Source organism: Rhodothermales bacterium, from assembly GCA_013002345.1.
In the GTDB taxonomy this organism is placed as follows: domain Bacteria; phylum Bacteroidota; class Rhodothermia; order Rhodothermales; family JABDKH01; genus JABDKH01.
The window spans coordinates 1-11,073 of record JABDKH010000158.1 but is presented as its reverse complement, the minus strand read 5'-3'; the positions used below and the strand labels follow the sequence as shown (position 1 = coordinate 11,073).

The window sequence follows — 11,073 nt, the reverse complement described above, 5'->3', positions numbered from 1 at the left end:
TGAGATCCAGAAACTTTTTTCTCTGAACCTCCTGAACGCCCGAAAGCCATCCGTCCATAACGCGGTAACATGTGCCCGGTTTGCACCTGATTCGTCAAGTGCGGGCCCGCGTACACGCAATTGTTTGCGTTGCACATCATAGCGGTCCTATCTGCGCGGGCGGGACCAGAGTAAACCAAACTCTGGTCCGATATCATGAAAGCTCTGCGTAACCTGTCGCTGTCGCTTTTCGCCGTCTCCTTCTTTGTTCTCAGTGGCTGTACCGACAGCTTTATGCCGTCCGGCGAAGGTGCTGAGAATCTGGGTTCTCAGTTCGTTGCCTCCGGTGCTGAGGGTAAGCTGCGGCACGCTCACCTGCTTCCGACGGCCAACAAATTTCTCTCGCGCGGCAAGGACGGCGACCTCACGGCCATGAGTCTCATCCTCGGCTTCGATACAGCGGAGATGGAGGCCCAGAAAGTCCTGGAGCGCTACAAGGTGCTGGAACGCTACAAGGTGATCGAGCGCTACAAGGTCATCGAACGCTACGAGTATGAGTACGGCTTCGACGGATACGCGATCTACGTCGAGGACTCCCTCGGAGTGGGCGACTACACTTCGTTTCTTTCGGAGCTGATGGCCGATCCGCTGATCTCATGGTTCGAGCCTGATTTCTCCGTTTCCCTTCCTGAGTCAGAGGCTGTTTCGACGACTTCTACGCAGGTGGTTCCGTGGAGCGTGGCCGCCATTGGCGGGCAATCCAGCTGGGCCGTCTCGGGCGACGGGCAGGGCTCGGTTCCTGTGGATCTCTATGTGCTGGACACGGGCATAAGCCACGCGGACATCGACGTCGTCGAGAGCATCGACTTCCGCGACGGGGACATAGTTGATGCGTCGGACTACGACGGACACGGCACGCACGTCGCCGGTATTGCGGCTGCCATCGACGACCAGGATGGTCTGGTGGGCGTGGCGCCGGGCGCACGGGTGCACAACTTCAAGGTGCTGAATGATGACGGCAAGGCAGACGTTTCCATTGTGATCGCCGCTGTCGAATACATCACCGGGCAGAAGCTGGCCAATCCGTCGACGCCGATGGTGGTCAACATGAGCCTCGGCGAGAACATCGATTCCGAAACCTACACGGCGCTGGACGAGGCAATCGAGGCTTCAATCCAGGCGGGTGTGGTCTACGTGATCTCAGCAGGAAACCAGGCAGTCCCGGCGCACAAAGTCACTCCGGCGCACGTAACCGATGCGATCACGGTGGGCTCGTACGATCTGCTGGGCAGGTTCTCCTCATTCTCCAACCACGGTCCTTTCGTGGACATCCTGGCTCCGGGTGAGGATGTTCTGTCGCTGACTGCAGCGACCAACGGTGGTGGCATGGAGCGTATGGATGGCACGTCGATGTCGGCGGCACACGTCTCGGGCGCGGCGGCACTGTACCTGGCGCAGCATCCTTCGGCCACGCCGGCGCAGGTGCTCAGCGCACTACTGGCTGACTCGAAGAATTTTGTCACCGGTCAGCAGCCTTCGACGGCAACCAGGTCTGTCTGGGTTGGTGAAAGTAGTTCGCCGCTGACGGTGATGCTCGTCGCTTCCAATGGTGATGCACCGACAGCACAGGATCTGGCCAAGAAGACACTGTTCGAGTCCTGGGGATACAACGTGATCGTTGTTGACGACGGAGCGTCATCTTCGACTTACAACTCCGCGATCGCACAGAGCGACGTGGCGTACGTGTCGGAGGAAAGCTCCTCTTCTAACGTGGGTACAAAGCTGACTTACGCTGGCATCGGCGTCCTCAACGAAGAGATGCAACTAACAGATGAATTGAGCATCTCCAACAACAGAGTCACGAGCTACGAATCGTCATTATCGCTTTCGAACGCGACACACTACATCACGGAGTCTTTCAGTGGCTCGATCGCGCTGTTCGACGCTGCACAGCCGACTTTTGGTATGGGCGGTACTGTCGCATCAGGATTGACCGTTCTCGGTTCCTGGAGCAATGCGCCGAGCCTCGGCGTGCTGGAAGCGGGTGCAGCAACCTACGGCATCGGTGCAGCAGCAGGACGACGCGTGCAGCTGCCTTTTGGTGGCAATGACCTCGACATCAATGCTCTTACTGCCGATGGCGCCACGCTGCTGCGACGAGCGATCGAGTGGGCCGCGGACGGCGCGTCTTCGCCGACACAAGCCCCGGCCTTGCAGAGTCAGACTTTTGAGCGACGCATCGCCTCCGGCAACGACGATGCAGAACAGGATCTGTCCGACGGCGACATGTACATGGACAGCTCCGACCTGGAGCTCGTCGAAGATGGAAACAAGGATAGAACTCAGCTCGTGGGCATGCGCTTCACGAACATCGATGTCCCTCGCAATGCCACAATCACAAACGCGTACATCCAGTTCAAGGTAGACGAGCTCGATAGCGGAACGACGAATGTGACATTCCGAGCAGAGGACACGGGAAACGCCGCGGCCTTCGGCACATCGGACTACTATCTGAGCAACCGCGGTACGACCGCCGCCAGCGCGCAGTGGCTCATCGATCCATGGACGACGAGCGGCCAGGCCGGAAGTGACCAGCGCACACCGAATCTATCCAGCGTCATTCAGGAGATCGTGAACCGGGGTGACTGGAACTCAGGCAACGCGATGGCCATCCTGGTCTCTGGAAGTGGTGAACGTACCGCGGAATCCTACGAGGGAAATTCCGCAGAAGCGCCGCTGTTGCACATTGATTACGTGTACTAGGCCTGAAAAACGATCCATACGATAAGCGCGAGTCTCGACTCGCGACGCCCGGGGAGCCCGTAAGCTCTCCGGGCTTTTGGTTTCTGCGTGGATGGCCGCGCCCGCCGCCGCCCCGCATTCGCCAGGGCAGAGGGCGGGCATGACGCGCCCTTGTCGTACCGGCCTTCGCGGCGGCAGAGCTTGATCGGGAAGCCATGGAAGGTGGATCAAGACTTGTTTCACCTTCCTTTCCTGAAAGCCTCCACGTCTATCCGTCCTATAGCTTTCGAATGTGCCCGGTCCCGCGGCGATAGTCGGGGGGCCCGCGTACACGCAGCACGCTGCGTTGCACATGCATATCGGTCCTATCTGCGCGGGCAGGGCCAGAGCAAACACCAGACTCTGGTCCGATATCATGAAAGCACTGCGCAACCTGACGCTCAAGTCGCTTCCGTTTCTTTACCTGGCTGCATTCCTCGCATTCAGCGGCTGTACGGACAACTTCCTGCCGAGCGACGCATCGGAGAACCTGACCTCTCAGGTCATCGACTCCGGCAGCGAAGGAAAACTTCGTCACGGGCATCTTCTACCTCACGCCAACAAATTTCTCTCGCGCGGCAAGGACGGCGACCTGAACGCGCTCAGCCTCATCCTCGGCTTTGATTCAGCCGAGATGGAGGCCCAGAAGGTTCTCGAGCGCTACAAGGTGTTGGAACGCTACAAGGTGATCGAACGCTACAAGGTCATCGAGCGCTACGAGTACGAGCACGGCTTCGACGGCTATGCGATCTACGTGGAAGACTCACTGGGTCAAAATGACTACACAGAATTCCTGTCGGAGCTCATGTCCGATCCTTTGATCTCCTGGTTTGAGCCTGATTTTGCTGTCTCCCTTCCGGAGTCAGAGGCCGTTGCTGCAACGTCGACTCAGGTGGTGCCGTGGAGCGTGGCTGCGATCGGTGGGCAGACCAGCTGGGCCGTCTCAGGCGATGGCCAGGGCTCGGTGCCGGTAGATCTCTATATACTCGATACGGGTGTCAGCCATCCGGATCTGAACATTGTCGAGAGTATCGATTTCCGCGATATCACGAGCGTTGATCCGACGGACTACGACGGTCACGGCACGCACGTTGCCGGCATCGCGGCCGCTATCGACGACCAGGACGGTCTGGTGGGCGTGGCCCCAGGGGCAAAGGTGCACAACTTCAAGGTCCTCAATGACGATGGGAAGGCCGACGTATCCATCTCCGTTGCGGCGGTAGAGTACATCACGGGCCAGAAGCTGGCGAATCCGTCGACGCCGATGGTGGTGAACATGAGCCTCGGTGAGAATATTGGATCAGAGAGCTTAACAGCCCTCGACCAGGCCATCGAGGCCTCAATCGAGGCGGGTGTTGTGTATGTGATCTCGGCAGGCAATCAGGACGTGATGGCGCACACGGTGACCCCGGCACACGTTGCCGGCGCGATCACGGTGGGGTCGTATGATCTGCTTGGCAAGTTCTCCTCATTCTCGAACTATGGTCCTTTTGTCGACATTCTGGCTCCGGGTGAGGATATCCTCTCACTGAGCACGAGTCAAAACGGTGGTGGCGTGGAGCGAATGGACGGCACGTCGATGGCGACGGCGCACGTCTCCGGTGCCGCGGCACTGTATCTGGCGCAGAACCCGTCGGCGACGTCGGCGCAGGTGATAAACGCCCTGCTCGCCACGGCCGACGATTTTGTCACGGATGCTAAACCGTCGACCTTTACGAAGTCGGTCTGGGTGGGCGAGGAGCCTGCGAACGGCGGTGCATTACTTCCGGGGCCACCTTCGGCGCCGACGGATGGGTTGGTCTCACTCTGGTCGATGGACGAGTACGCTGGTCAGGTCGTACAGGATGTCGTGGGTAATCACGATGGCACACTCCCGGCGGGCGGACCCTCGCTGCAATCCGACGCGGGGATGTGGGGCGGAGCCGTTGCGTTCGACGGCAACGACGATCGCATCGATCTTGGCCCCATCGACGTGGCGGGCGATGAACTGACGCTCGCCTTCTGGTTCAATGCGGATGATTTCGGTACATCGGATGGTCGATTCATCTCGAAGGCCACAGATATAATGGATGACGATCACTACTGGATGGTCAGTACCATTGGCGACGGAACCGCACTCCGATTTCGACTGAAGACTAACGGTCAGACGACCACGCTAAAGTCAAGCACGGGTCTGCTGCAGGCCGGATCATGGCATGCGGTGGCGGCGACCTACGATGGATCGGCCATGCGTATCTACCTGGACGGCAACCAGGTCGCTCAGACCTCGAAGTCTGGACAGCTCTCTACGAGTGCGTCTGTGAACGCAGCTATAGGGAACCAGCCGCTGGGAGCGGGTTCGAAGCCCTTTGATGGTTTGATGGACGATGTCCGTATCTACAACCGCTCACTGTCGCCGTCGGAGATCGCAACCCTCGCGATGGCAGGGGATGATGGCAACTCAGGATCGGCACCGGTGGCTCACACGGTGGAGAGACGGGTTGCATCGGGCAACGATGATGCAGAGGAGCGGCTTTCGAGTGGCAGCATGTACATGAATAGCTCCGATCTCGAACTTATTAGTGACGGAAGCACGGGTCAGCTCGTCGGCATCCGCTTCACGAACATGGACATTCCTCAGGGAGCTACCATCACAAATGCGTACATCCAGTTCAAGGTGGATGAAACCAACAGCGGCGCAACCTCCGTTACGTTCCGCGGCCATGATACTGGCAATGCGGCAGCGTTCACGACGTCCGGCTACAACCTGAGCAACCGCTCCACGACAGGAGCAAGTGCACAGTGGCTGATCGAGCCCTGGAATAGCGTTGGAGCCACAGGCAACGACCAGCGGACGCCGAATCTCTCGGGAATCGTTCAGGAGATTGTGAGCCGCGGCGACTGGAACTCGGGCAACGCGATCGCCATCCTCGTCAGCGGAAGCGGTGAGCGGACGGCCGAGTCCTACGAAGGCAACTCGTCAGGTGCATCGCTGCTCCATGTCGAGTACGTCTACTAGAGAACGCAAGACGGAACCAGAATCAGCGCGGGCCCTGCTCGCGACGCCCGGGGAGCCCGTAAGCTCTCCGGGCTTTTGGTTTCTGCGTGGATGGCCGCGCCCGCCGCCGCCTTCGCGAGGGCGAGTACCGATGAAGGATCCATGCGAGGTCGTCTATCCAACACGACCAGTCTGTCTCACCGCCCGGATCGCTTCGCTACGCTCGCGATGACGAAAGGGCGGGCGCGGCCCTGACGAGATGAACCATCCTGCCGGGCTCACTGTCATCCCCGCCTGTGCGGCCATGACAATCGTAACCTGAGAGCCGACCGCCCTAATCCGCGCCGCAAACAACGACGGCCGGACCTCGTTATACCCGCTCGGCCGGTTACCCAGAGAGATCTACCCATGAGTCACGATCCAATACTCAACATCGCCTGGATCGACGACTACCACGGAGGCGATCCGCTCTTCGTTCAGAGCCTCGCCCGAGGCCTTGCGGCACGTCCGATGGGAGAGGCGCCACCGATCCTTGTCCACGGTGGAGCCGAGAGAGCCGAACGGCTCCTGGAAGCTCAGGGGATTCAGGTCGAGTATCGAGATGGCGTCCCCGCTTCGCACGACCCCGCAGCAAGGGCCCTTATCGAACGGGCGTACCGGGAAGTCAACAAAGAAACGGTCGCGATACTGACAGAGTTCGGCGTCCCCGCGGTAGGCATTCAGGGATGTGATCGGGGGCTTCTGACCCGGGCTGCCAGCGGGGAGCTCGTCGTGTCGCACGTCGACTGGCTCCGCCAGATCGTGGCTTCGGGCGCTGTCTCAGTGGTATCAGCTCTTGTCTCAGGGCCCGACGTAGATCCCGTCCCGGTCGGTGAGGCCCTCACCTCAGTCATTCGCGGCTTCTCCGCGTCCAATGTTCAGGCAACGATCTTTCCTCGCGGCTCTTCGAAACAGCTTAAGGCTAATACATATATGGACTTAGATGAGATTGCGGGCTCTATATCAGACACGGATGCCAGAACGCTCCAGGAGCTCCTCGCACATGGCATTCGCGTGGTTCTGACGGATGCGAGATCAGCCTTTGACGCTGAAACAGGTGCGATTTTGCGGATTTCGCCGTGATTTCGACGCAAAAACCTCCATTTTCGACCGATCTACAGACATCCGTCCTTGACTGCACAGGGCCGATACTGTAAGTTTTCCTCATTCCCGCGAGCGTTTTGGCGTTTTTGCAATTCGCTTTCCACTATTCATGCTGAAATCGGAGGATCTTCCATGAGCAAATTCAGCCAGCTGAAGGATTTTGTTGACAGTTTGGAGTCGGACTTTGACAAGTTTTACGGCAAGGACAACAAAGCCGCCGGCACCCGCGTCCGCAAAGCCATGCAGGACCTGAAGAAGATGGCCCAGGACATCCGAGTCGACGTACAGAACCGTAAGAATGCGTAGCACGGACTTCAGCCTACGACTTTGAAAAAAGCCGCACTTCAGGGTGCGGCTTTTTTTGTGTTCACTCGTTTTTGTAGCGGCATCGCGATATGCCTCTTTCGATGCGTCGCGTTCTTCCCACCGTCTTTGCAGCGGATATCGTGTCTCACTTGGTCCAGACCGCGATATTTGTTTGTCTCATAGCGTGTTGCTCCCACCAAATTTAGGATAGTCTGTCATGAAAAGAGTAGTTCTGTGTGTTATATGTGCTCTCGCACTCGTCGCACCGGCAGCCACCGCTCAGGATGCACCGGCTGAGGAAATTCCACCCGGGTGGAGGACCGGCGTTGTTGCGAAGCTCGCTGGATCTCAGGTTGGATTCTCAAACTGGCAGGGTGGCGGTATCAACTCGCTCGCATTCACTGCCGGTGTGGAAGGCGAGTCAAAAAAGGAGTCAGTGCGCTTCAAGCAAAAGGTCAATCTTCGACTCAGTATCGGTGCCATCAAGCAGGACACGCTTTCACTTCGCAAGGCCGAGGACGCCATCTTCGCCGCGTACGTAGTGCGCTACAAGGGAGATGGCTTTTTCGCCAAGTGGAATCCCACATTTGCGGCCGATTTGCGCACTCAGTTCCTCGAAGGGTTCGACTATGGATCGCAGCCCGAGGAAAGGGTATCGGACCTGTTCGCGCCCGCGTATCTCACGCAGGCGCTTGGACTCACCTACGGCATCGACGACTGGTTCTCGCAACGATTCGGATTTGGTGCGAAACAGACCGTTGTTACGATTGAAGAGCTTCGTGCTTCGTATGGCTTTCAGGATGACGAACTCGACAAGTCCGCCCGACTTGAAGCGGGCATCGAGTCGCAGACTCAACTGACGCGCGAGATCTTCAAGAATGTCATCTACAAAAGCACGCTGTCGCTCTTCGCTGCATTTAACAACGCCGACAAGCCCGACGCCATCTGGGAGAACCTTCTGACCATGAAGGTGAACGATTGGCTGCAGACCAATTTTGAGATGATTCTCCTGTTCGATGATGACGTCAAGAAGGAAATCCAGCTCAAGGAGGTTTTCTCCGTCGGCGTCGCTTTCACTTTACTCTAGCCGAGTCTCTCGGCGCACGGTAACCTTTTGATCTGATGCAGGGGAGCTTTAGCCGTACCTGGCGCGGCCGCGCGGGTCGGTGGAGCGTCGCCGCCTACGCACTGACCTCGCTACTGCTGTGGCCGATTCCACTGCTGAACGTTCTGCACGTGGAGTCGGCCGCGGTGCTCGCGGGCGTTGCGTTCGTGGTCTCAGGGCTCTCGAGTCTTCGCCAGTTTCGTGATGGTGTGTCTGCTGCGACGGTGGTCGTATGGCAGGTCGTGGTACTCGCGATTCCGCTGGTCCTGATGACCGTTCCGCTGGTGTGGTCGCCCAACTGCGCGTATCCGACCGGCCTGATGTTTTTTGTGCTGTTCCCGGTCGTAAGCGCCGTCCTGGCCTGTTCGGTGGCATCGCTTCTGCATGCTCTCGAGGTACCTCGAAGCAACACCGTGTTCCTGGCGATCGCGATCGGCTTCGCCGTCTTCCCGCCACTGTACGACATCGGGCTGCATCCCCAGTTGTACACGTACAATCATGTGTTTGGTGGCATTCTCGGACCCATCTATGACGAGCAGCTTTCGATTCGGCCCGGACTCTTCGCATTCCGGGGTCTGAGTCTGGCATGGGCGGCTACGCTATGGATGGCCAGCCGAGTCGCCACGCGCCGCGCGGGCGTTCGCGATCCCCTCACCGCGATGACCCTTGCCGTCTCCGTCGGACTCGTAATCGCCTATTCCTTGTCGGCCCAACTGGGATGGAATACCACTCATGCGATCCTTCAGGAGTCGCTCGGGAGCTCCATCGTGACCGATCACTTCGAAGTCCACTACGACTCACGGTCGGTACGTGGTGACGAGATCGAAGAGATGGTCGACAATATGGAATATCGATACTCCGTGCTTTCATCGATACTTGCGACAGAGATCCGTGATCGAGTCCGCGTTTACATCTATCCCACGGCTGAGAGTAAAGGTTCTTTGACGGGTTCTCGGACCACGAGTGTAGCTCCGGTGTGGCTCGCGCATCCGCAGATTCATATTCTGAAACGACGCGTACAGCAGAGTCTGGACCACGAGCTCGTCCACGTCTTCTCCCGCGAATTTGGCATGCCGATTCTGCGGGCCTCCCCGAAGGTCGGTCTCGTCGAAGGACTCGCGTCGGCCCTGGAGGCCCCGGACGGTCGACCATCGCCGGGAGAGCTGATGGAGGCTGTGATCCAGGACGGCTCGCGGGACTCTGTGTCCGTGGTCGATGGGCTGGCGACGTCTCTCGGAGCATTCGGCTTCTGGACGGGTCGCGGTGCCGTGTCCTACGCCGCTACCGGATCTTTCGTACGATACCTGCTCGAGCAGTACGGCGTTGCTGCGTTGAAGTCTGCATACCGTAGCGGTGACCTCGAGTCTGCATACGGAAAGAGCCGATCCCTTCTCGCAGCCGAGTGGTATTCCGCTGTACGTCGGTCCGAGCCCGTTTCACCCTCGGCGAAGTCGATCGCTGAAGCCCGGTTCAGTGTGCCGTCGCTTTTCGAGGCGGAATGTCCGCACACTGTCCCCGGATACATCTCCGACTATCGAGACGGCATCGATCAGATGAGTGTATACGACACACTCGCTGCAGTCCGCCTGTTCACACGGTCTGCGTCGGCAGACTCGGCCTATCTACCTTCGCGAGCGGCGCTCGCGTCGATCCAGCTTCGGCAGGGTGACCCCCGCCCTGTGCTGGCCACTGTAGCCATCGACACCGCTGCGATGCAGTATCCGCGGATGAAGGTTCTCGTCGCCGACGCTTATGCCATGGTCGGAAACGGAGACGCGGCCACGGCCATCTACGCGGAGGTTGCCGACATCGTACCTGAATATGCAGCAGAGATCCGCATGGCTCTGTGGATCAGGAGACGTCTCGCAACGGACGCATCTGCAGCGCGCTGGTACTTTCGTGGACTGGAACACGATCCGGTGCCGGCTACTCTTCTGGCCGATCCGGCATTGTCTCTTTACAGGGTCAGAAGGGCGATGTCAATCGATCGGAGTGCAGAAGCGTGTCTTGCATCTCTCGAATGGACTGACGGAGACGAGGCGGTTTTCAGTGAAGATGAGCGGGCTATGTTCTCGGCCCAGGTGCTGATATGGCGGACAGAGGCGTGCTCCGGGATGCGGCCTGACGCAGCGGCGGCCGCGGGCCTCGACGCGGAGAAACGGCTTGTTGCGGCGGGCGAACTCAACCTGGCCCGGTATGCCGCAGATCGTGCCGGATTTGCACAGTGGAAACTTTCGAGGACCGAGGGAAGAAGAAGTTCTACACCTGCAGGCCTCTCTGACAACCCTCACACCATCTGAAATGCGATTACTTTCTCTATTGGCCTGCTTGATGACTGTGATTGCCGTCGCGGCAGGCTGTGCGAGTTCCAAAGAGGGAGAGGACCGTACTCCTCGTCGCGTTCGGGCGTTGGACCAGGCGGCCGGAGACGTTCGCGCACAACTCGCTACAGCCAGTCCATCCGTCCGCACCGTACAACTCTATCGTGGCGATGATGAGCGCAACCTGCCGGTCGTCACTTTGCGGTCGAGGGACCCCCTCGTCCTGGAGTTCGATCTGCTGGAGGAAGGTGGTCGGCCCCTGTCTGTGTACTTCTATCACGCCGATCGCGACTGGTATCGTGATCTGAACCCGTCCGAATACCTCAAGACCTTCCAGCGTGGCGACATCCTCGACTATCAACCGTCGCGTGGTACGGAAGTCTCGTATGTGCACTACCGCTATCGATTTCCGGCCGAGGACATCGTGTTCACCTTGAGCGGTAACTACGTTCTTCGTGTGA

General features: G+C 58.9%; 7 protein-coding genes. All 7 read left to right on the top strand.

Annotated features, from left to right (window positions below; all coding sequences use genetic code 11):
- The first annotated feature begins 195 nt into the window (after window positions 1-195).
- Window positions 196-2,742 carry a S8 family peptidase gene (locus HKN37_08005; protein NNE46589.1) on the top strand — a complete coding sequence of 849 codons (2,547 nt, stop codon included), beginning with the start codon at window positions 196-198 and terminating at the stop codon, window positions 2,740-2,742.
- A gap of 394 nt (window positions 2,743-3,136) precedes the next feature.
- Window positions 3,137-5,758: a S8 family serine peptidase gene (locus HKN37_08000; protein NNE46588.1), complete on the top strand. Its 2,622-nt coding sequence runs from the start codon at window positions 3,137-3,139 to the stop codon at window positions 5,756-5,758.
- Window positions 5,759-6,145: 387 nt separating this feature from the next.
- Window positions 6,146-6,859 (top strand): hypothetical protein, encoded by a 714-nt coding sequence (locus HKN37_07995; GenBank protein ID NNE46587.1) that lies wholly within the window; start codon window positions 6,146-6,148, stop codon window positions 6,857-6,859.
- Window positions 6,860-7,012: 153 nt separating this feature from the next.
- Window positions 7,013-7,186, top strand: coding sequence for a histone H1 (locus tag HKN37_07990; GenBank protein ID NNE46586.1), 174 nt, complete (start codon window positions 7,013-7,015; stop codon window positions 7,184-7,186).
- Between the two features lie 217 nt (window positions 7,187-7,403).
- On the top strand, window positions 7,404-8,273 hold the full coding sequence (locus tag HKN37_07985) for a DUF3078 domain-containing protein (GenBank protein NNE46585.1): 870 nt from the start codon (window positions 7,404-7,406) through the stop codon (window positions 8,271-8,273).
- 35 nt (window positions 8,274-8,308) lie between these two features.
- Entirely contained in the window at window positions 8,309-10,591 is a 2,283-nt protein-coding gene (locus tag HKN37_07980; GenBank protein ID NNE46584.1) for a hypothetical protein, read from the top strand.
- Window positions 10,592-10,622: 31 nt separating this feature from the next.
- Window positions 10,623-11,073: DUF5103 domain-containing protein (locus HKN37_07975; protein ID NNE46583.1), on the top strand; the 451-nt coding region annotated here is incomplete at its 3' end.

Coding starts and splice junctions, on each gene's coding strand:
- HKN37_08005 (NNE46589.1), top strand. CDS start 196: ATGAAAGCTCTGCGTAACCTGTCGCTGTCGCTTTTCGCCGTCTCCTTC.
- HKN37_08000 (NNE46588.1), top strand. CDS start 3,137: ATGAAAGCACTGCGCAACCTGACGCTCAAGTCGCTTCCGTTTCTTTAC.
- HKN37_07995 (NNE46587.1), top strand. CDS start 6,146: ATGAGTCACGATCCAATACTCAACATCGCCTGGATCGACGACTACCAC.
- HKN37_07990 (NNE46586.1), top strand. CDS start 7,013: ATGAGCAAATTCAGCCAGCTGAAGGATTTTGTTGACAGTTTGGAGTCG.
- HKN37_07985 (NNE46585.1), top strand. CDS start 7,404: ATGAAAAGAGTAGTTCTGTGTGTTATATGTGCTCTCGCACTCGTCGCA.
- HKN37_07980 (NNE46584.1), top strand. CDS start 8,309: ATGCAGGGGAGCTTTAGCCGTACCTGGCGCGGCCGCGCGGGTCGGTGG.